At 68.9% G+C, this 19,971-nt stretch carries 18 protein-coding genes; 11 read left to right on the top strand and 7 right to left on the bottom strand.

Annotation, left to right across the window (positions count from 1 at the left end):
- Position 1: 1 nt before the first annotated feature.
- On the bottom strand, positions 2 to 1,255 hold the full coding sequence (locus H4281_RS06170) for an ABC transporter substrate-binding protein (RefSeq protein ID WP_220506860.1): 1,254 nt from the start codon (positions 1,253 to 1,255) through the stop codon (positions 2 to 4).
- Positions 1,256 to 1,454: 199 nt separating this feature from the next.
- Between H4281_RS06170 and H4281_RS06175 the strand changes: the two genes are divergently transcribed.
- Genes H4281_RS06175 through H4281_RS06195 form a run of 5 tightly spaced genes read left to right on the top strand, consistent with a single transcriptional unit; the run spans position 1,455 to position 7,737 of the window.
- The gene (locus H4281_RS06175) at positions 1,455 to 2,492 is read left to right on the top strand and encodes a LacI family DNA-binding transcriptional regulator (protein ID WP_182889891.1); all 1,038 of its coding nucleotides are present in this window, start codon (positions 1,455 to 1,457) and stop codon (positions 2,490 to 2,492) included.
- A gap of 50 nt (positions 2,493 to 2,542) precedes the next feature.
- On the top strand, positions 2,543 to 3,886 hold the full coding sequence (locus H4281_RS06180) for a hypothetical protein (protein ID WP_182889892.1): 1,344 nt from the start codon (positions 2,543 to 2,545) through the stop codon (positions 3,884 to 3,886).
- Complete coding sequence (locus H4281_RS06185) at positions 3,886 to 4,386, top strand: hypothetical protein (RefSeq protein ID WP_182889893.1); 501 nt, start codon at positions 3,886 to 3,888, stop codon at positions 4,384 to 4,386. The genes H4281_RS06180 and H4281_RS06185 overlap by 1 nt, the downstream gene beginning before the upstream one ends.
- On the top strand, positions 4,379 to 6,865 hold the full coding sequence (locus H4281_RS06190; RefSeq protein ID WP_182889894.1) for an Hsp70 family protein: 2,487 nt from the start codon (positions 4,379 to 4,381) through the stop codon (positions 6,863 to 6,865). Before H4281_RS06185 ends, H4281_RS06190 begins: the two co-directional genes overlap by 8 nt.
- Positions 6,862 to 7,737, top strand: a complete 876-nt coding sequence (locus H4281_RS06195; protein ID WP_182889895.1) for a hypothetical protein — start codon at positions 6,862 to 6,864, stop codon at positions 7,735 to 7,737. The genes H4281_RS06190 and H4281_RS06195 overlap by 4 nt, the downstream gene beginning before the upstream one ends.
- Here H4281_RS06195 and H4281_RS06200 read toward each other — a convergent pair.
- On the bottom strand, positions 7,706 to 9,070 hold the full coding sequence (locus H4281_RS06200) for a purine-cytosine permease family protein (protein WP_182889896.1): 1,365 nt from the start codon (positions 9,068 to 9,070) through the stop codon (positions 7,706 to 7,708). The two genes, H4281_RS06195 and H4281_RS06200, sit on opposite strands and share 32 nt — an antisense overlap.
- Before the next feature lie 209 nt (positions 9,071 to 9,279).
- Here H4281_RS06200 and H4281_RS06205 point away from each other — a divergent pair, with 209 nt between their 5' ends.
- Positions 9,280 to 10,440, top strand: coding sequence for an FAD-dependent oxidoreductase (locus tag H4281_RS06205; protein ID WP_182889897.1), 1,161 nt, complete (start codon positions 9,280 to 9,282; stop codon positions 10,438 to 10,440).
- Between the two features lie 68 nt (positions 10,441 to 10,508).
- Here the strand turns inward: H4281_RS06205 and H4281_RS06210 are convergent, their stop codons facing one another.
- Both H4281_RS06210 and H4281_RS06215 read right to left on the bottom strand, forming a co-directional pair.
- Complete coding sequence (locus H4281_RS06210) at positions 10,509 to 10,907, bottom strand: hypothetical protein (protein WP_182889898.1); 399 nt, start codon at positions 10,905 to 10,907, stop codon at positions 10,509 to 10,511.
- A gap of 42 nt (positions 10,908 to 10,949) precedes the next feature.
- Positions 10,950 to 11,861 carry a CE1 family esterase gene (locus tag H4281_RS06215; RefSeq protein ID WP_182889899.1) on the bottom strand — a complete coding sequence of 304 codons (912 nt, stop codon included), beginning with the start codon at positions 11,859 to 11,861 and terminating at the stop codon, positions 10,950 to 10,952.
- A 99-nt stretch (positions 11,862 to 11,960) separates the two neighbouring features.
- Between H4281_RS06215 and H4281_RS46525 the strand changes: the two genes are divergently transcribed.
- Entirely contained in the window at positions 11,961 to 13,373 is a 1,413-nt protein-coding gene (locus H4281_RS46525) for a tetratricopeptide repeat protein (RefSeq protein ID WP_220506764.1), read from the top strand.
- Position 13,374: 1 nt separating this feature from the next.
- Here H4281_RS46525 and H4281_RS06225 read toward each other — a convergent pair whose 3' ends face one another.
- Positions 13,375 to 13,884, bottom strand: coding sequence for an HAD domain-containing protein (locus tag H4281_RS06225; protein ID WP_182889900.1), 510 nt, complete (start codon positions 13,882 to 13,884; stop codon positions 13,375 to 13,377).
- 30 nt (positions 13,885 to 13,914) lie between these two features.
- Positions 13,915 to 14,886, bottom strand: a complete 972-nt coding sequence (locus H4281_RS06230) for a glycoside hydrolase family 3 N-terminal domain-containing protein (RefSeq protein WP_237597220.1) — start codon at positions 14,884 to 14,886, stop codon at positions 13,915 to 13,917.
- A 402-nt stretch (positions 14,887 to 15,288) separates the two neighbouring features.
- Here H4281_RS06230 and H4281_RS06235 point away from each other — a divergent pair, with 402 nt between their 5' ends.
- Genes H4281_RS06235 through H4281_RS06250 form a run of 4 tightly spaced genes read left to right on the top strand, consistent with a single transcriptional unit; the run spans position 15,289 to position 18,876 of the window.
- Complete coding sequence (locus H4281_RS06235; RefSeq protein ID WP_009083220.1) at positions 15,289 to 15,882, top strand: helix-turn-helix transcriptional regulator; 594 nt, start codon at positions 15,289 to 15,291, stop codon at positions 15,880 to 15,882.
- A 14-nt stretch (positions 15,883 to 15,896) separates the two neighbouring features.
- Complete coding sequence (locus tag H4281_RS06240; RefSeq protein WP_182889901.1) at positions 15,897 to 17,162, top strand: ABC transporter substrate-binding protein; 1,266 nt, start codon at positions 15,897 to 15,899, stop codon at positions 17,160 to 17,162.
- Positions 17,163 to 17,167: 5 nt separating this feature from the next.
- Positions 17,168 to 18,052 (top strand): carbohydrate ABC transporter permease, encoded by an 885-nt coding sequence (locus H4281_RS06245; protein WP_182889902.1) that lies wholly within the window; start codon positions 17,168 to 17,170, stop codon positions 18,050 to 18,052.
- Entirely contained in the window at positions 18,049 to 18,876 is an 828-nt protein-coding gene (locus tag H4281_RS06250; RefSeq protein ID WP_370648130.1) for a carbohydrate ABC transporter permease, read from the top strand. The genes H4281_RS06245 and H4281_RS06250 overlap by 4 nt, the downstream gene beginning before the upstream one ends.
- A gap of 1 nt (position 18,877) precedes the next feature.
- Here H4281_RS06250 and H4281_RS06255 read toward each other — a convergent pair whose 3' ends face one another.
- Entirely contained in the window at positions 18,878 to 19,948 is a 1,071-nt protein-coding gene (locus tag H4281_RS06255; protein WP_182889903.1) for an alpha/beta hydrolase family protein, read from the bottom strand.
- Positions 19,949 to 19,971: the final 23 nt, after the last annotated feature.

Raw genomic sequence — 19,971 nt, forward strand, 5'->3', positions numbered from 1 at the left:
GTCAGCGGGTGAGTTTCTTCGCGCCGTCGACCAGCCGCTGCCAGCCGTCCGCGGCCGAAGCTCCCTGTTCCACCGACTGCAGCGCCGGGCTGGCCACGTTTTCCTGGATCTGACCGTCGTTCGGGCCCTTGTACTGCGGTTTCGCCACCTTCTTCGCCTGCTCGGCGAACAGTTCGCCGATCTTCGCGCCGCCGAAGTACGCGTCGGTCGCGTTGAGCAGCTGCGGGCTTTCCAGCGCCTTCGCCTGGCTCGGGAAGTTGCCCTTGGCCTCGAACGCCTTGATCTGCTGCTCCGGTGCGGTGAGCCAGGCGGCCAGTTCAGCGGCCTCCCGCGGGTGCTTGCTCTGCTTCGGCACCGTCAGATACGAACCGCCCCAGTTGCCGCCTCCGCCGGGAAACGCCGCGGTGACCGCCCATTTGCCCGCGTTGTCCGGCCCGGCCTGCTCCTTGATCACGCCGAGCATCCACGCCGGACAGGCCTTCGTGGCGAACGCGCTCTGCTTGAAACCGGAATTCCATTCGTTGCTGAACGCGGTGAGCTTCGCCGATTCGCCTTTCGCGACCGCGTCGGTCACCTTCGCCCAGGCGTCCTTGATGCCCTGGTTGTTCTCCACGGTGAGCTTGTCGTTGGTGTCGAGGTAGCCGACCGGCAGCTGGTTGACCATGGAGTTGAAGTTCTGCGCCGCCGAATCGAACCACGCCTTGCCGGTCTTGGCGGTGTACTGGGCGCCGGCCGCGAAATAGCTGTCCCAGGTGGCGAAGAGCGGTTTCACCGCCTCCGGGTCGCTGGGCAGCCCGGCCGCGGCGAGCAGGTCCTTGCGGTAGCACATGGCGAGCGGGCCGATGTCCGTGCCGTAGCCGATGAGCTTGCCGTTTTTGTCCTTGCCCGCCTCGTATTTCCACGAAAGCCACCGGTCCGGCGCGACGCCCGAGGGGCCGATCTGGCTGAGGTCGTTGAACTTCGAGGACTTGCTGAGGATGTCCGACAGGTGGCCTTCCTCGACGGCCTGCACGTCGGCCAGTCCGGAGCCCGCCGCGAGCTTCGTCATCATGTCCTGGGCGTACGGCCCGCCCTGGCCGGTCTTGCGGTGGGTGATCTTGATGTTCGGGTGCAGCCGCTCGTACTCCGGGATGAGCGCCTCGTAGCCGAACTCCGTGAACGTCGCGAGCGTCAGTTCCACGTGCTCGTTCGGCCCGGCCGCCGCGGGCACGTCGCCGTCGCCACCGCCGCACGCCGCGGCGCTCACCGCGGTCATCGTGATGCCCAGTGCCAGCACCAGGCCCTTCCGGAACGTTGTCACCGTCGTCAACCCCTTGGAAGTCGTTCTGGGAGCGCTCCCAGATGCCGAACGAGTGTGTTGCAGGTAACGGGGGATGTCAAGGCCGGAGTCTCCGGGAGCGCTCCCGGCCAGACCACGTTAAGCTGACCCGATCAACAGGCAGGGGGTGGGCGGAGTGGCGCCTCGGTCCGAGGACGAGCGGCCGACGCTGGAGGACGTCGCGGCGTTCGCCGGGGTCTCGCGGTCCACCGCGTCCCGGGCGCTGAACGACGACGCGTACGTCAGCGCGCGCTCGCGCGAAAAGGTGCTGGCCGCGGCGCGGGACCTCGGGTATTCGCCGAACCAGGCCGCGCGTTCGCTCGTCACCCGGCGGACCGGCGCGATCGCGGTGGTGCTCTCGGAGCCGGAAGCGCGACTGCTCGACGACCCGTACCGGACCGCGGTGATGCGCGCGGGCTACCGGGAACTGGCCGACGTCGGCTGCCAGATGGTGCTGCTCTTCAGCGATACCCGGGAAGACCTCGGGCGTACCGTGCGGTTTCTCGAGGGCGGCCATGTCGACGGAGTCCTCGTCTTCGCTCCGCACCGTGCCGATCCGCTGCCGAGGGCGTTGCGGTTGCTGAAGCTGCCCACGGTGTTCGGCGGCCCGGCCGCCGACCTGCGCCGCGGCGTGCACCTGGTGGATTTCGACAACGAAGGCGGCGCCCGTCAAGCGGTGACGCACCTGGTGGAATCCGGCCGCCGCCGGATCGCGACCATCGCGGGTCCGCAGGACCAGGGCGCGCCGATCGACCGCCTCGCCGGCTGGCGCGCGACGCTCGTGGACGCCGGGATCGACCCGTCCGGGCTGGCCGAGGAAGCCGACTTCACCCTGGCCGGCGGCGCTAAAGCGATGGCCACGCTGCTGGAGCGGGTGCCAGACCTCGACGCGGTGTTCGTCGGCAGCGACATGATGGCGGTGGGCGCGCTGCGCACGCTTTCCGACGCCGGACGCGACGTGCCCGGCGACGTCGCGGTGGTCAGCTTCGACGACAACGCCGCGCTGGCTCCGGCCATGACGCCGCCGTTGACCTCGGTGCACCAGGATCCGCGCGAGCAGGTCCACGCGATGGTCACGACGCTGATGCGGCTGCTGGACGGCGAGGACGTCGCGCCGGGCGCGCAGATCCTGCCGGTGTCGCTGGTCGTCCGCGAGTCCAGCGGTTCCAGCTAGCCCGGCTCTTCCGGGACCCCTCCCAGCCGGGTCGTTTTACCTTCCCGGGCATGGGAGCGAACGAGGGGCGCGGCCGGACCGCCGCGGCGCGGGTGCGGGAGGTGTCGACCCCCGAGCTGTACCGGCTCAACCCGTTCCGGATCGTCGGCCTCACCGCGGTCGCGACGCGGCGGGAGGTGCGGGAGCGGCGACTTCGAGTCCTGGGGGTGCTCGAAGTCGGCGGCGCGGTGCCGGACGGAGTACCCGCGGACGTGACCGCCGACGAGGTGCGGGCGGCCTTCGACGCGCTGGGCAACACCGAACACCGGCTCGTCGACGAGGTCTTCTGGATCTGGGGCATGCCCACCGACTGCGGATGCCCGCTCCAGTTGCATCGCAAGCACGACAACGCGGTCGCCGCCTACGCCGCGGCCCTCGACGCGGAAGCCGACCGCACCGACGATCACCCGACTCCCTTGTGGACCGAAGCGGCTAGTTGCTGGGCGGTGGTCCTGCGGAGCGAATCGTTCTGGCGGCATCTGAACCATCGTGTCGAGAAGCTGGGCGACCGGCGGCTTGACGAATCCACGGTGGACGGACTGCGGACGGCGCTGCCGGACGCGTTGCTCGCGCCGTTGATCGAAGTAGCTACGAGGTCGGCTGAGCCGCGGCGGTTCACCGGGTATCTCGCGTTGTTCGGGGCTGATCGGCATGCCGTCGAGGACGCGCGGACCGCTATCGCCGACGGGACGTACCGGCGGGTCGAGGCGTTGCTCAAAGACCTTCGGGGAGATCTGGACGGGAATCGGGTGCAGTCGGCCGCGGAGCGAGCTATCGAAGAGACCGCGCCGCTGTTCGACCGGCTCGAAGAGGTGGTTCCACGAGCGGAATTCCGGCGGACAGCTTCGCTTTCGGAGTCGATCGCGGTGGTGGCGAACAACATCGGGGTCGCGCTCGCGGAGATGCGCGGCGCGTCCGCGAGCCTGGTCCGGGAGGTGTTCGCGGTCGCGCGGCGCTGCAGTCGCGACCCGGAGACCCTGGAAGCCGTGTCGCGCAACGAGATCGCTGCCACGGTGTATGTGCCCACTCCTTCTCTGGAGCGGGAGCCGTCGGCGGCTCGGATCTGCGGCGCGCTGCTGCATGCGGTGGCGGCAGCGGTGTTCCTGGCCTTCAAGCTGCCGCGGGAAGCACTCTTGGCGGTTATTTTCCTCGGCGCGGTTGCCGGAGCGTTGACGAATTGCTTCGTGGCGGCCCGGCCGTGGACCAGCCCGGGACGGTATCCGGCTTTGCTCGGGCTGGACGTGGGGATTTACCTGGCTCTCAGCGTGGTTGAGACGCCCTATTGGCTGGCCGTCGCCGTCGCGGCGGCGCTGTTGTACGTCGCTCCGTTCGTTCGGGTGCAGAGGGGCTTGTGATGCGAGACCGGCGGGGCGAAGAAGCGAGACAGCGCAAGCAGCACAAGGAATTCCGGATCGCCGAACCTGGGCTTCAATCCGACGAGCGCGCTCGGTTGCGGGAACTGCTCGAAAAGCTCGCCGCGGTATTGCCCGCTGCGGACAACGCATCGCCACTGTCCGAATCGGACTTGGCGGAGGCGGCGACGGCGTTGTGGCGGGCGCGGCGCAAGCTCGCCGGGGTCGAGGACCGGACGGCGCGGCAGGCGGGCCGGTTCCTCAGCGCGAGCCAGGACGCGCTCGACGCGGCAGGAGTGCTGGTGCAGGACCACGACCGGATCCCGTTCGGCTCCGGGATGGCGCTCGAGGTGCTGTTGTTCCAGGACGAACCGGACCTGGACGTCGAGCGGGTGGTGGAGACCGTGCGGCCGTCGATTTACCTGACCGGCCGCCGGATCCAGATGGGACAGGTCATCGTCGGGCGCCCGGCCGCCCGGGGGAACGGGGAAACGGATGCGTGACACGATCGATTTCGGGATCGACCTCGGCACCACGAACAGCGCGATCGCGGTGCTCGACGACGGTGCGGTGACGGTGATCAAGAACAACGCGCAGATGGACTACACGCCGTCCGCGGTCTGGATGCCCAAACGCGGCGTGATCGAGGTCGGGGCGGGTGCGCGGCGGCGGATCGAGGACGACCCGGACAGCGTGCACATCGAATTCAAGCAGTCCATGGGATTGCCGGACGCGCGGCGGGAGTTCCCGAAGGCCGGGGTCAGCATGACTCCGGTGGAACTGTCCGCCGAGGTGCTGCGCACGTTGCGCGGTTCCGCGTCCGGCGAGTTGCCGGACGCGGCGGTGATCACGGTGCCCGCGGCGTTCCTCCTCAACCAGACCGAGGCGACGCGGGAAGCCGCGAAACTGGCCGGGTTCACCGGCAACTGCCCGCTGGTGCAGGAACCGACCGCGGCGGCGTTCGCCTTCGGATTCCAGAACGAAAGCAAGGGCGCGCACTGGATGGTCTTCGACTTCGGCGGCGGCACGTTCGACTCCGCCGTGGTCAGCACCGTCGAGGGCGAACTGAGCGTGCTGCATCACGCCGGCGACACCCACCTCGGCGGCCGCAACATCGATCAGGCAGTACTGGACCAGTTGCTCGCGCCGGAGGCGGCGCGGCAGTTCGGGTTCAGCGAGTTCACCCGGGGCAATCCGCGCTGGCGGTGGAATTTCGCCCGGCTTCGCAGCGCGGCCGAGATCGCGAAAATCCAGCTCTCCCAGGCAGAACAGACTCAGGTGATGATCGACCTCGACCGGGGCGACGGGAAGAACGAGCTGTTCGATTGCGTGGTGCGCCGCGAGGACGTCGACCGGCTGGCCCGGCCGTTCTACCTCCGTGCCGTGCAGCTGTGCCGGACCGCGCTGGAGTCGGCGAATCTGCGCCCGGCGGACATCGACCGTCTGCTGCTCGTCGGCGGTCCGACGCTCGCGCCCGGGTTGCGCGAGCTGCTGGCCGATCCGTCGGCCGGGCTCGGCATTCCGCTCGACCACAGCCAAGACCCGAGCACGGTGGTGGCGCGCGGTGCCGCTGCCTACGCCGGAACGGTGGCGCGCCCGAGGACGGTACGCCCGGCGAAACGCGGCGAGTACTCGCTGGAACTGTCCTATCCGGCCACCACCAGCCTGCCGAGCGTGCCGGTGTCCGGCCGTTGCGCGACGGACGGTTCGGCCGACTGGGCGCGCTTCCGGATCGCGCTCAGCGCGCCGCAGCGCAAGCCGGTCTACCGGACGTCGGAGGTTTCGCTTTCCGCCGACGGCACGTTCACCGTCGACGCGGTCCTCGACGAGCTGAGCACGAACCGGTTCGAGATCGAGCTGCTCGATCCGGCCGGCGCGCCTGTTCCGGTGCGGCCGGGCTCGCTCACGATCACCCACCAGCTCAACGAAATGATGGGCCAGACCGTGGTCAACACGGTCGGTCTGACCGAGGCCGACGGTTCCTTCACCCCGATGCTGATGAAGAACGCGCCGCTGCCAGCGGCGAAACGGCAGACGTTCTTCACCACGGCGACATTGTTGCGAGGGAACACGTCCTCGGTGATCCGGATTCCGGTCGCGGAAGGCGAACGTCGCCGCGGCGAGCGGAACCAGCAGGTGGGCGTCATCGAGATCCGGGCCAAGGACGTGCGGTTCGACCTGCCGCGCGGCAGCGAGGTCGTGATGACTTTCGAGATGGACGATTCGCGGCAGGTGTCGGTGGTGGCCGAGGTTCCGTTGCTGGACAACGAGTTCGAGGCGGTCATCGATCTCAAACAGCAGCACGTGCCGGATCCGCAGACCCTGCGCCGGCTGTTGAACGAGCTGGAAGCGCGGCACGAGCAGGTGCGGACACAGGTCGAGGGGACGCGCTCGGACCGGGCGCGCGGGCTGCTGAACCGGCTGGACGAACAGGGCAGCGTCGCGGCGATCCGCGACGAGGTGCGTTCGGGCGACGCGGACGAGGGGGCCGCGGTCGCCGCGGAACGGCGGATGCGCGACGTGCAGGCGGATCTTGACGACATCGAGGCGGAGCTGCGCGTTCCCGAGGTGCTGGAACGGCTGCGGGACCAGATCGACCACTGCCGCGAGCTGGTCGACCGGGTCGGCGCGGACGAGGACCGGACCGAACTGGCCGAGATCGAGCGCCGGTACGCGGCCATCGCCGAATCGCACGACGTCGAGGCGGGCGAGCGGCTGTCCGACCGGGCGCTGGACCTGCAAGTGCTGTTGCTGCGCCGGGACGGTTCGCTGGACCTGGAGGTGTTCAACGCGCTGCGGGCCGCGCGCGACACGATGTCGGACCCGGCCCGCGCGCGGGAGCTGATCCGCGAGGGCGAGCACCTGGTCGCGACGTCGAACTGGGCCGCGCTGCCGGACGTCAACCGCCGGTTGCGCCGTTTGCTTCCGGACGACCGGCCAGGTCAGCCAGGCGGCGGGATTCTTCGCGGGGAGCGGGAATGACCGGGCTTTCGCAGGCGCTGGAAAGGGAACTCGTCCTCGCCGAAGGCGCCGACCTCGCCCGGCGTGGCGACTACGAGGCGGCCGTCGCGCTTCTGGAACCGGATTCGGCGGGTGATCCCGCGCGGCTCGATCTGCTCGCTCGCGTGCACGCGCAGTCCGGAGATCTCGCCGCGGCGGACGCGGCGTGGGCGGCCGTCTTGGCCCTGCAGCCGGGAAATTCCGCTGCGGAGGCGGGACGCCAGGTGATCGCGAAAGTCCATTCCGGACGATTGTGTAGGCGGCCGGTTCGCCGGTACCTGCTGACTGCCAGTGCGGTGGCAGTGATCGGCGGCGCGATCGCGGGCGGAATGGTGCTGACCACGCGACAGTCGCCGCCTCCTCCGGTCGTTACCGTGGCCAAATCGGACGACGGTCTCCGCGCAGAACTGGACCGCCTCCACGGCGAGGAATCCCGCGACGCGACCGCGGCCAAGGAGCGGCAGGAAAAACTGAAGCGGCTAGCCAAAACGCTGGCGGCACCAGGTGTGTCCGCAAAGGTCGTTTCCGACTCGGTCACCGTCAGCTTCGACCGCAACCTTTTCAGTCCTAACGCGACAACTCCGAACGAGGTAGGGCGAACGACGCTGACGGGCTGGGCGCAAGTACTCAAAGGACAGTCCATTCGCGTCACCGTGATCGGTTACGGCGTCGCTGTGCCCGGCGGACCGGCGAGCGGCGGTTCGACGGTCTCCTTGGCTCGCGCGTCCTCCGCGGCCCGAGTGCTCGCCGCAGAGAGCGGATTGCCGTTGACCGCGTTCGCCGTCGCCAGCGCGGACCAAGGCGCGAGCCCGGCCCGGACGGTCACCCTCGAAGTGCGGCCGACCGGCGCATGAACGCCACGTACAGCGCGCCGGGCACGATGAGGCCGAGCAGCCACGAGATGTCCGCGCCGCCGAGCAGCGGGGCCATCGGGCCGACGAAAATGCCTTCGACGTTGGCGAACGGGATCTGCACCGCGATGCCGAGCACGTACGCGGCCAGTGCGGGCCAGGCCCAGCGACCGTAGCGGCCGTTCGGGTCGTAGAGCGCGTCGAGGTCGTACTTCTCCTTGCGCAGCAGATAGAAGTCGACCAGGTTGATCGAGCTCCACGGGGTGAGGAAGTACAGCAGGAAGTCGAGGAACAACACGAAGTTCGACAGGAACTGACCGCGGCCGAGGATGGCGATCACCGCGCCGACCACCCCGACGCCCGCGATATAGCCGATCCGCGTCGCCTGGGAGAGCGCGGCGCGGCGGCCGAAACCGGTCAGTGCGGTCGCGACCGTCATGTAGCCGCCGTAGATGTTCAGCACGTTCACCGTGAACTTGCCGAGCGCGATGGCCAGCAGCAGCGGGATGAGCAGCGCCTCGCCGCCGAGACCGACGACGTACGCGACTTCGTGGCCCTTGAACGCCTTCCCGGCAATGGCGTACGCCAGCGCACCGAACGACATCGCCCACACCGCGCCGAGCACCGTGCCGCCGTACGTCCACCAGAACGTCGCGCGCACTGACGTCGCCGACGGCAGGTAGCGCGAGGTGTCGGCGACGTACGGGCCGAAGGTGAGCTGCCACGAAGCGGTCAGGGAGACCGCGAGCAGAAACTTCGGGAAGTCCAGGTGCGGCGCGGCGAGCACGGTGCCGAGATCGTGCCCGCTGATCAGCCGGATCGTCAGGTACAGGAAGACGACCACCGACAGCGCGGACGCGATCCAGCCGAACCGGTGGATCAGCCGGTATCCGACGATCGCGATCAGCGCCGAGGCGAGCGCGTAGACCGCGATCGCGGCGTCCGTCGGCAGGTGCGTGATCTGAGCGACCGCCTGACCGCCGAGCAGCGAACCGCTCGCGAAATAGCCGAGGTACATCACCACGACCAGCACCAACGGGAGCGCCGCGCCGTACACGCCGAACTGCGCGCGCGACTGGATCATCTGCGGGATGCCGAGCTTCGGCCCCTGCGCGGCGTGCAGCGCCATCGGAATGCCGCCGAGCGCGTTGCCCGCCACGACCGCGACGATCGCCCACAGCGGATGCACGCCGACCAGCACGGTCAGCGCGCCGGTGACCGCCGACGTGATCTGCGTGTTCGCCGCGAACCACAGGGTGAAGAGGCTGCGCGGATGCCCGTGCCGCTCGGACTCCGGCACCGGGTCGATCGAGCGTCGCTCCAATGTGGCCGCCACGTGCCCCTCCTGCGGTTCTTCGGTGAATGCGCTGGACGAACTCAACGTCAGCGCTGCCCTGCCGGCCAAGTAGCCGCCGGACGATTCTGTCTCGGATCCCAGACCCTGACTGGCTGTCAGCGCCTGGCAGCGGACTGCCAGCGAAGTGTGCGGCCGATGCCAGCGACGGCCGCCAGTCTTCAGAGGTCACCAGCTAACCGGGGAGAACAATGCAGACTCCAGTCACCATCATCGGCGCCGGCCTCGGCGGACTGACCCTGGCCCGGGTCCTGTACCTGCACGGGATCCCGGCCGAGGTCTACGAGGCCGAACCGTCGCCGATGTCGCGGTCCCAGGGCGGACTGCTCGACATTCACGACTACAACGGCCAGATCGCCGTCGAGGCGGCCGGGCTGATGGACGAGTTCCGCGGCCTGATCCTCGAAGGCCGCCAGCAGATGCGGGTCCTCGATCCCGACGGCACCGTCCTGCTGGACCACCCCGACGACGGCACCGGCGGCCGTCCCGAACTCCTGCGCGGCGAACTGCGGCAGATGCTGCTCGACTCGCTCCCGGAGGGCGCCGTCCGCTGGGGCCGGAAGGTCAGCGGCGTCCGCACGGTCGACGGCGGCCACGAGGTTTCCTTCGCCGACGGGGGTTCGGTCGTCGCGAAACTGCTGGTCGGAGCCGACGGCGCGTGGTCGAGGGTGCGGCCGCTGCTGTCCGACGTGGTGCCGGAGTACATGGGCCTCACCTTTGTCGAGACGTACCTTTACGACGCCGAGATCCGGCATCCGGAGGCCGCGAAGGTCGTGGGCGGCGGTGGGATGGGCTCGCCGGGACCGGACCGGCGCATCATGGTGCACTGCGAACGCAACGCCTTGCACACCTACGCGATGCTCAAGAAACCGGCCGAGTGGTTCGACGCGCTTGAAGGCCTCGACCCCTCGGACGCTCTCGCCCGGATCGCGGCCGAGTTCGCCGACTGGGCTCCGGAAATCCGCGAGCTGATCTCCGGCAGCGACACCGCGCCGATCGTGCGCAAGCACTACAAGTTGCCGGTCGTGCCCCGGTGGGAGCGAATCCCTGGCGTGACGCTGATCGGCGACGCGGCACACCTGCAGGGGCCGAACGGCGAAGGCGCGAACCTGGCCATGCTCGACGGCTCCGACCTCGCCGAACTGCTCGCCGCGCATCCGGACGACGTCGAGACCGCGCTGGCCCTGCACGAGGAACGGATGTTCGCCCGCAGCGAGAAGGTCGCCGCGGAGTCCGCGGAGATGGTCAAGCGGATTACCGCCGACAACGGCAAGGACACCGCGAAGATCGTCGCCGAGGGATTCCGCCGGATGCTCGCCAAGAAGCGGGAACCGGCGGAGCGGATCAGCTGAGGCGATGCCGCGCGCGCGGGCGAGCTCAGCGGTAGCCGAGCCGCCCGCACGAGGCGTTGTTATCCGGGTTATCCGGGGACGCCGCGAGGTGCGGCGGGATGCGGGTCGAGAGCCTTGAACTTCTCGAGCAGGCGCTGGGCGGGCGTGGAATCAGCATCGAACGCGATGAGGTCTTGCTCGTCCCGGCCGGGGAGCAGGGTCAGCGCGCCGTTGCAGCGGAAGCAGAAGGCGATCTCGAACAAGACCCCTTCGGAACCGTGCGCGCGAATCCCGTAGCGGGGCAAGAAACAGCGCAGCAACTTCCCGGCGGGCAGTTCGGCGATGAGCTCGGCGATCGGGGCGACGTCGTCGCCGTCCCACCCGCCGAGCACCTCGCCGGGGACGCCGGCCCAATCCCGGGTCTCGATGTCGGTGATCCGGAGACATTCGAAGCGCCGGATCTGGTCGGCCGCGGATGGCAGGTGCACGCGGTCACCATGCCACATTCGGCGATCGCCCGGCGCGGAAATTCAGGCTCCGGCGAGCCGGTGCGCCTTGAAGAACTGAAGAATCACCGGGGTGGCGTCGATGACGGCAGGGGTGTCGGAGTCGTTGTTCGGTTTGGTGCTAGGCCAGACGTGTCCGGCCCCTTCCACCCGGTAATGCACCAGCGAACACCCCGGCCACCACTGCTTCACCACGCCGCGCACCGGAGAAACCGAGACCGGGTAAGGGAAACACCGGTCACGAGCGGCCCAGCCGTTCAACCAGTCCGGAATGGACGGCAGCCCCTTGGCCGGATTGCCGGTGTAGGGAATGGTGGTGTCGGCCGTGCCGTGGAAGTCGATCAGCGCGACCTTCCGGCTCGGATGGCAGGCGCCGCCCTGGGGGTAGAACGCACCGGAAACCGGGGCGAACGCGGCGATCCGGTCGGCCATCCGGCACGCCAGCACGCCGACGAACCCGCCGCCGTTCGATTTGCCCGCGGCGTAGATCCGCGCCGGATCCACGCACATCCGGTGCTGCAGCGAGGTGAGCAGGTCGCCGGTGAACTGGACGTCGTCGACCGGGGCCGAGTAGGGCGCGCCGGTCCAGGCGGACTTGCCGTCGGTGCCGGTGACGCCCTGCGGGTACACCGCGATCACGTCCGAGCCGGAGAAGCCGGACAGTTCTTCTTGGTACTCCGCGGTGCGGCCGTGCCCGTGATAGGAGAGGACGACGGGGTACTGCCGGTGCGGGTTGTACCGCGCGGGCACGTAGATCCGGTACTCGCGATCGACCCCGCCGGAGGTCAGATGCTCGACGGTTGTGGTGCCGGGATTCGCCACCGCCTGCCCGCATCCAGTTGCCGGCAGTGCTTCAGCCGATGCTGGCGCGGCGAGCACCCCGAGCCCGATCGCCGCCGCTAGTACGGCAACGCCTGCACGGAAACGTCCGGACATCCGATCCTCCTCGATCGACGGGCGAGCGCGACCATAGTCACCCCGCACCGGCCCCGGACGAACCTTTCGTTCATTGAGTTAACGGCTAGGCTCGCTCGGGTGACGGACGCGGAAGAGTCCTCTGCCAACCGCATCACCGGCGGCCAGTTCGACAAGGTCGTCATGGCCGGGGCGGTGCACGGCGACATCAACGTCGGCCGATCGGGCGACAGTCCGGCGGATCTGGCCGACCCGCTCATCGCCTCGGTCCGGCTGCGACCCGGCGGAACCCTGGCCGATCTGGTGCTCGACACCGATCCGCCGCGGGTCGCCGTGCCCGGCGGGACGGTCCACGTCATCACGGTGGAAGCCAGAACGACCCGAGCGGTCGTCCTGCAATCCGCGCGGGTCGTGGTCGTCTCGCGGACCCCGCCGCGCCCGGCCTGCCTGCTGGTCCGGGTCGGCGGGATCCTGGAACCACGCCCCTTCACGACCGATTTCGACGCCCCGTCGCCGCGCCTGGTCGCGCAGGGCCCGGACTTTCCGTTCACCGTCAGCGCGACCGACGTCGAGCAGTTCGAGATCGAACCGATCACCACCACCCACGAGGTCGCCTGGCGGCTGGAAGTGGACTGGACGTGCGCGGGCCGCCATGGCACCACGGTCATCGACAACCAGGGCGAGCCGTTCCACGCGTACCCCGTGCCCGTTCTCTGCTCCGGCCGCTCGCATACGGTGCTCAGTTCCGGCTGCGACCTCTTCCACGAACGCGGCTGTCCGTCGAACCTGCTCGCCGCGTCAGGTGCGCCCGTATCCCTCTGGGATCAGCCCGCGCCCTACCCCGTGCTGCCGCCCCTGTCGGAAGCCCCAGCCTCCGTGGACCTGGATCCCGACCTGAAGGAATCGTGGCCCGGATACCGCCGGGTCGCCAACGCCATCCGGATGGCCGCCTTCGAACCGGACTTCCGCAGCCACGAACCGCCGGAGCGTCGCGCGCTGCTCATCCGAGTACTGCGCTACCTCTTCGTCTCCGGCCAAGCTCATCCCGGTGCCGCTCTTGGCCGCCTCATCCACGCCGAATGGACCACGGCGCTGGGCGAGGACCACCCGGACACCCTCGCCGCCGCCAACCGCCTGGCCGGTTGCCTGATCGGCACCACCGAACACGCGGAGGCCCGCGACCTGCTGTCCGGCCTCCTGCCCCGCGCGAGCCGCGTTCTGGGCGAGGACGACCCGCTGACGCTGATCATCGCGAGCAACCTCTGCGTGGCGTATATGGGGCTGAACGAATACGAACGCGCCCGCGACCAGACGGAAGACGTCCTGGCCCGAACCCGCCGTGCTTTGGGGTCAGATGCGCTGGGCACCTTGCGGACTACCGGGAATCTGGTCCAGATCCACCTCCGTCTCGGCGACCGGGCTTCGGCGCTTGAGGTGCTGGAGGACCTGCTGCCGAGGTGCCGAAGGGCGCTGGGGGAGGACCATCCACAGACGGTGAGCGCTGCCGCGGTGTGGGCTCAGCTTCAGGAGTGAGTCAGGATTTTCCTTGCTGGAGGGCGGTTTCCACCGCAGCGAGGTGGTCCGGACCTATGCCCGCAGCTGGATGGACCGGGATCAGGGCAGTCGCGAGGCGTCCACGGCGTTCGAGGAACCGCTGCCGCGCACCCGGGAACAGCCCGAAGTCGTCATCGAGCCACGCCAAGGGCCGCCCCGCTGCGAAGCGGCCGACCGCGCCGTACTTCCAGTCCGGATGCTGCTCGTAGGCGCGTACTCCGACCACCGGAAGCGCGGGCAGCCCGAGCGCTGGGCCGACGGTGGCGTTGGCCTCGTCTTCCCACGAACTGACCCATGCGAGTTCGGCGTCGGTCCGCTCGGCGAGAGCGAGCAACGCGGCTCCGTGCGCCGGATTGAGCCAGGCCCGCCGCCCGGCCTTTCGTCGCCAGCGCGAAACACGCCACTGGTGCTCGACGTAGCCGAGCGGCGGGGCCTCAGCCGCGAAAGGGTTGAGCGGCCCGTCCACGTCGAGCAGCAGAATCGGCTTCACCCTCCGACGCTACCCAGGCCATTCGCCAGGTCAAGGAGTGCAAAACCCCTTCGCCGCCAACACCCGCTCCACCGAGGCCGTCACCTTCGCCCCCGGCAACTCCCCGCTCTCCACCGCCCGCTGAAGCCGGTCCACGACCGCCCCCACGTCGTTGTGCCCGGACGAGAACAACGCCTGATCCGCCCCCGCCCGCAAAGCCTTCAACACCGCGTCCGGCAACGCGAACCGGTCCGTGATCGCCTTCATTCCGCCCAGGTCGTCGGTGATCACCGGCCCAGTGAAGTGGAACTCGTTGCGCAGCAACTGATACGCCTGAGGCGCCAGCGAAGCCGGCTCGTCCCCGGTCAACCCAGGCACTTCGAGATGCCCGACCATCACCGCGACCGGTCCGTACTCCGAGATATCCCGGTAAGGCACCAGATCGACCCGGCGCAGCTGGTCGAGCGGCGGGGTGACGACGGTTCCTCGATGCGAGTCGCCCGAACCATGGCCGTGGCCAGGGAAATGCTTCAGTACCGGCTGCACCCCGCCCGCGCGCAGGCCCTCGGCGAAGGCCATCGCGTACTGCCGCACCTTTTCCGGATCCGGGCTGTAAGAACGGTCGCCGATCACCGCGTCGTCGGGTTCGTCGCTCACGTCCGCGTCCGGTGCGTAGTCGACCGTCACCCCGCGTGCTCGCAGTTGCTTGCCCCGCTGCTCGCCGATCGCGCGCACCTCGTCCGGGGTCTTCGAGGCCGCCAGTTGCCGGGCGCTCGGGAGGGAGCCGTCGAGGTCGTCGATGCGCTGCACGCGGCCGCCCTCTTCGTCGACGGCGACCGAAACCGGGATCTTCGCCGCCCGCTGGACCCCGTCGAGCGCGCCATTTTGCAACAGCGTGGTCTTTTTGTCTCCCACGAAGATCCCGCCGACCTGCTGCCGCCGCACGAGGTCCGCGACGCCCGCCGGGTCGCCCGCGTTGACGCCTGGCACCACCAGTTGCGCCACGCGTGCCCGCGGATCCATCGCCGACACCGCGGAAGCGCACGTCCCCCGTCCCGGCATAGTCTGCGCCGGCGAGGTTGACGCAGGTGGAGCGGCTTGCGGCGAACTCCCCGCGCTCGGCGGTGCGAGCGGGGCGGGCGTTGCTGTTCCGGAACCGGAACGATCCCCGGAGCACGCGGAAAGTGCACATATGAGCATTAACGCGCTCACGGCTCCTGTGGTGCTCCAGCGGGGTCGTGCGTGCGCCTTCATCATTTCCTCTGCTGGTCTGGACAGGTCTCCGTGACGGTAACCGAACCCCACCGGCGGGCCCAACTTCACGCTGTGAAGAATGAGCGCGTCCCGACTAGAGATTTCGTGAAGCCGAGGTGGGCACACTGACCGGCACACGGCAAGCACAGGCTCTGCACCGGGGAGGCAGCGATGAATCAGGTCAAGGTTGCGGCATGGGCTTCGGACCCGATCACCCTCGCGGGCCTCATCGACCATTTGCGCACGCGCCGCGAGGTGCGGGTGATGCCGGGCCAGCAGCGCGGTGAAGCCGCGGTGCTCGTGTTCGCCGCGAACCGCGTCACCCGCGAGGTGAAAGCGGCGCTGCGGGCCGCGGCCTCGGAGACCCCCGCGGCCATCGTGTTCGTCGCCGGATACGTGGACGCCGACGATCTGGCCGAGCTGGCCGCCTGGCACGTCGCCGCGGTGCTGCCGCGCGACGCGATCGGCGGCGACCAGCTGGTGCGCAGCATCGTGGCCGCCGCTTCCGGACGCGAGACCTCGATGCGGGATCTGCTGCAGCAGGCGGAGACCCTGCGCCGCAACGGCGACCGCACCAACCTGTCGCCGCGCGAGGTCGACGTGCTGCGGCTGATGGCCGAGGGCTGGGACACCGCGGAAATCGCGAACAAGCTCTGCTACTCGGAGCGGACCGTGAAGAACGTGATCTACGGCATGACGAACCGGCTCAAGTTGCGGAACCGTCCGCACGCCGTCGCCTACGCGCTGCGCGCCGGAGTGATTTAAAGGATGCTCACCACGTGCGAAAGCTGACCCGGCGCCCGGCCGTTGCCGCGCTCGCCGCCGCATTCCTGTTACTGGCGGCCGCGTGCGGTTCCGCCGCGTCCTCGGGGAAGATCACGCTGAGCGTGGCCACGTTCGGCGAGTTCGGCTACGCGCCGTTGTTCGAGCAGTACGAGAAAGACCATCCGAACATCGAGATCCGCAGCCGGGTCACCGATTTCGACACGCATTTCAAGAGCCTCGCCACGCAGCTGGCGGCCGGTCGCGGCGCGGCCGACGTCGTCGCGGTCGAAGAGCAGTACATTCCGAAGTACATCCGGGCCAAGGACAAATTCGTCAATCTGGCCGATTACGGCGCGGACAAGCTCAAGCAGCAATGGGCGCCGTGGAAGTGGGCGCAGGGCACTTCGGGCGATTACGTCTTCGGGCTCGGCACGGACATGGGCAGCCTCGCGATGTGCTACCGCCGGGATCTGTTCGAGCAGGCCGGGTTGCCCACCGACCGCAAGGCGGTCGCCGCGCTGATGCCGGACTGGACCGGGTACGCGAATGTCGCCGCCCGGTTCACCGAAAAGCTGCCGAAGGTGAAGTTCGCCGATTCGGCGGGCACGGTCTACACCGCGATGCTCAACCAGTCTCCGGAGAACTACTTCTCCGCCAAGGACGATTCCTACATCGCCGATCGCAATCCCAGCGTGCGCACCGCTTTCCAGTTGTCCGGCGGTCTCGCGCAAGCCCATGAAACGGCCGGCGCGACCACCTACACGCAGGCTTGGAACGTCGCGATCAAACAGGGCAGCTTCGCGACCATCGCCTGTCCGGCCTGGATGCTCACACAGATCAAGGAAGCCGGCGGCGACGCGGGCAGCGGCAAGTGGGACGTCACCACGGTGCCGGGCAACAGCGGCAACCAGGGCGGTTCCTTCCTGACTGTGCCGAAGCAAGGCGCGCACCCGAAGGAAGCCTACGATCTCGCGCAGTGGCTGACCGCGCCCGCGCAGCAGAAACGGCTTTTCCTTTCCGACGGAATCCTGCCGAGCGAGCCCAGCGTGTACCAGGATCCGCAGGTCGTCGCGCACACCGATCCCTATTTCTCGAACGCGCCGGTCGGCCAGATCTACGCGGCGTCAGCGGATAAGCTGCGGCCCAATTACCGCGGCCTGCACGACGCGGACGTGCGGCCCGAATTCGGCCGCGCGCTCGGCCGGATCGAGGACGGGAGCGAGAACGTCGAGCAGGCGTGGGCCGACGCGGTCCGGATGGGCCGCGACGCGATCAAGTAGCTGTCGTGGACCGGAAGCTCACCCCCTACGCGTTCATCCTGCCGTTCTTTGTCCTTTTCGGACTGTTCGGCGCGTTCCCGCTGCTGTACACGTCGTGGGTTTCACTGCACCGGTGGGATCTGCTGTCCGGTCCGGAAGGCGGCCTCGGCCTCGCGAATTACGCGGAGCTGTTCAGCGATCCGCGGTTCTACAACGCGTTTTTCAACACCGTCAGCATCTTCCTGCTCGCCGCGATTCCGCAGTTCTTCCTCGCGCTGGGCATCGCCGCGCTGCTGAACCGGCCGCTGCGCGCGGCGACCTGGTGGCGGGCCGGGCTTTTGCTGCCGAACCTGGTGTCGGTGGTCGCGGTCGGGCTGGTGTTCGCGCAGCTGTACAGTTCGGGCTACGGCGTGGTCAATGAGGTGCTCGGCTGGTTCGGGGTGCCGCCGGTTTCCTGGCAATCGCACCAATGGTCGTCGCATCTCGCGGTGGCGAGCATGGTGATGTGGCGCTGGACCGGCTACAACGCGCTGATCTACCTGGCCGCGATGCAAGCGGTCCCCCAGGATCTGTACGAGGCCGCCGCCCTCGACGGTGCCTCGCGCTGGCGGTCGTTCTGGTCGATCACCGTGCCCGGCATCCGCCCGACGATCGCGTTCACCGCGGTCGCGGGCACGGTCAACGGGCTCCAATTGTTCGCCGAGCCGCAATTGTTCGACGCCACCGGCAACGGCGGCGCGGGCGGCAACGACCGGCAGTTCCAGACCCTCACGATGTATCTGTACGAAAAGGGCTTCGGCAAATTCGACGCCGGATACGCGGCGGCGTTGTCCTGGGTGATGTTCCTGATCTGCCTGGTGTTCGCGATCTTCAACTACCGGCTCGTGCGCCGGTTCGTGGGTGCTCCGTGATCCGCCGGGGCCGGGCCGGTGGCTGGGTCTACGCGGTGCTGGTGGGGCTGGTCGCCTCGTCGCTGTTCCCGCTGTACTGGTCGTTCGTGGTGTCCACTCGGGACAACGCGGCGATCGGCGAGACCTCTCCGCTGCTGCTGCCCGGCGGTCATCTCTTCGACAACATCCAGCGCGTCTTCGCCACCGTCGATTTCTGGCTGGCGATCGGCAATTCGCTGATCGTCGCGACGACGGTGATGGTGTCCAATGTGGTCCTGTCCAGCTTCGCGGGTTTTGCCTTCGCCCGGCTCCGGTTCCGCGGCCGCAATACGTTGTTCTTCATCGTGGTCGGCTCGGCGATGGTGCCCGCACAGCTAGGCGTCGTCCCGCTTTACCTGGTGGTGAGCGATTTCGGCTGGTACGGCAGGCTCGAGGCGGTGATCGTGCCCGCGCTGGTGAGCGCGTTCGGGGTGTTCTGGATGCGCCAGGCGTGCGAGGGGTCGATCGACCAGGACCTGGTGGACGCGGCCACTGTGGACGGAGCGTCGATCCTGCGCACGTTCTGGCACGTGGCAGTTCCGGCGATCCGTCCACAAGCGACCGTCCTGGCCATGGTGACCTTCCTCGGCGCCTGGAACGACTACTTCTGGCCGCTGGTAGTCCTGGACCCGGCGCAAACGCCGACCGTGCAAGTGGTCCTGTCCCAGCTGGCCAGCGGCTACTTCACCGACTACGCCTTGATGCTGACCGGCGCGACACTGGGCGTGCTGCCGGTGATCATCCTCTTCCTGCTGCTCGGCCGGAACCTGGTGCGCAGCATCTCGACCGGCCTGACCCGAGCGTGACTCACGAGACGTAGCGGCCGAAGAAACCGGCGATCGCGGATCGCTGCACGGCGATGCTCGCCCGGGGATCAATCGTCCCGATCCGCGTCTGCCGCACCTTCGGATCGACCGGCACTTGCCGCGCCAGCTTCGGCAGGAACCACTGGACATCGGTGTAGCTGTAGTGCATCGCGGTCGCCAAGGTGAGGTCCTGCTTCGGGGCCGAAGTGTGCTCCCACAACGACTTCCACGCCGGTGCGGTCCGATGGCTGCGTGCCTGGCCGTCGCTGGTGCTGCCGGACGAACCCATCAACAGCACCGGTCGCGGCACCCCGTCCGCGCCAGCGCGAGTGAGCTGCTTGCCGTCGACGTCGTAGGCGAGCCACCCGTCCAGATCGGCCGCGGCGTCCACCCGGGAGTCCACTGTGGATACCTCAGCAGCCGTGTCCCCGCCGAACGAATGCCCGATCGCCCCGACGCGGCTCAGATCCATCGACTGCCCGAGGCCGGGAATACCGGGCAGCTGGTCAAGAGTGAACCGGACGTCCGCGACCCGCGTCCGCATCCCCGCCACCAGGTCCTTGCTCTGCTGGGAGAACACCACGCGCCCGTCCGGGAAGACGACGAACGGCGCCTCGCCGGTGTGGTCGATGGTCACCACGATGTACCCGCGGCTGGCAAGATCCTCGGCGGTCGCGCTGCCCAGCGCCCGCAGCGACGCCCAGCCCGGCGAGTACACGACCACCGGCCACCGCCCCCGCACCGGCGCGTTCGCGCGGGCGTGCGTCTTGACGGCCGCCCAGTCGACCTTGCCGGTCGGCAGCCCCAACGCCGGTGCCGCGCCCTGGTCGAAGTACGGCGCGGCCGCCGCGGGCAGATACCGCGCCTTCGGCCCAGCACCAGGCTGGGTGGGGTACCAGACGCTGATCATCAGCTCCCGGTTCCGCGCCTGGTCGACGAGGTGGACGTCGCGTTCGCCGATCGCGTGTGGTCCAGTTGGCGCAGGCAGTTCGAAAGTGGTCTCCGCCGCGGCGGGCGTGCCCCCTAAGGCGGTGAGGAGGAGGGCGGCGGCGAGGACGGTTCGGAAGCGCATGCCGGAACTCTGCCGTTCCAGCC

Origin of the sequence: Amycolatopsis dendrobii, assembly GCF_014145675.1 — a bacterium.
In the GTDB taxonomy this organism is placed as follows: domain Bacteria; phylum Actinomycetota; class Actinomycetes; order Mycobacteriales; family Pseudonocardiaceae; genus Amycolatopsis; species Amycolatopsis dendrobii.

Coding starts and splice junctions, on each gene's coding strand:
- H4281_RS06235 (WP_009083220.1), top strand. CDS start 15,289: ATGAATCAGGTCAAGGTTGCGGCATGGGCTTCGGACCCGATCACCCTC.
- H4281_RS06185 (WP_182889893.1), top strand. CDS start 3,886: ATGCGAGACCGGCGGGGCGAAGAAGCGAGACAGCGCAAGCAGCACAAG.
- H4281_RS06190 (WP_182889894.1), top strand. CDS start 4,379: ATGCGTGACACGATCGATTTCGGGATCGACCTCGGCACCACGAACAGC.
- H4281_RS06255 (WP_182889903.1), bottom strand. CDS start 19,948: ATGCGCTTCCGAACCGTCCTCGCCGCCGCCCTCCTCCTCACCGCCTTA.
- H4281_RS06205 (WP_182889897.1), top strand. CDS start 9,280: ATGCAGACTCCAGTCACCATCATCGGCGCCGGCCTCGGCGGACTGACC.
- H4281_RS06230 (WP_237597220.1), bottom strand. CDS start 14,886: ATGGATCCGCGGGCACGCGTGGCGCAACTGGTGGTGCCAGGCGTCAAC.
- H4281_RS06170 (WP_220506860.1), bottom strand. CDS start 1,255: ATGACCGCGGTGAGCGCCGCGGCGTGCGGCGGTGGCGACGGCGACGTG.
- H4281_RS06195 (WP_182889895.1), top strand. CDS start 6,862: ATGACCGGGCTTTCGCAGGCGCTGGAAAGGGAACTCGTCCTCGCCGAA.
- H4281_RS06215 (WP_182889899.1), bottom strand. CDS start 11,861: ATGTCCGGACGTTTCCGTGCAGGCGTTGCCGTACTAGCGGCGGCGATC.
- H4281_RS06180 (WP_182889892.1), top strand. CDS start 2,543: ATGGGAGCGAACGAGGGGCGCGGCCGGACCGCCGCGGCGCGGGTGCGG.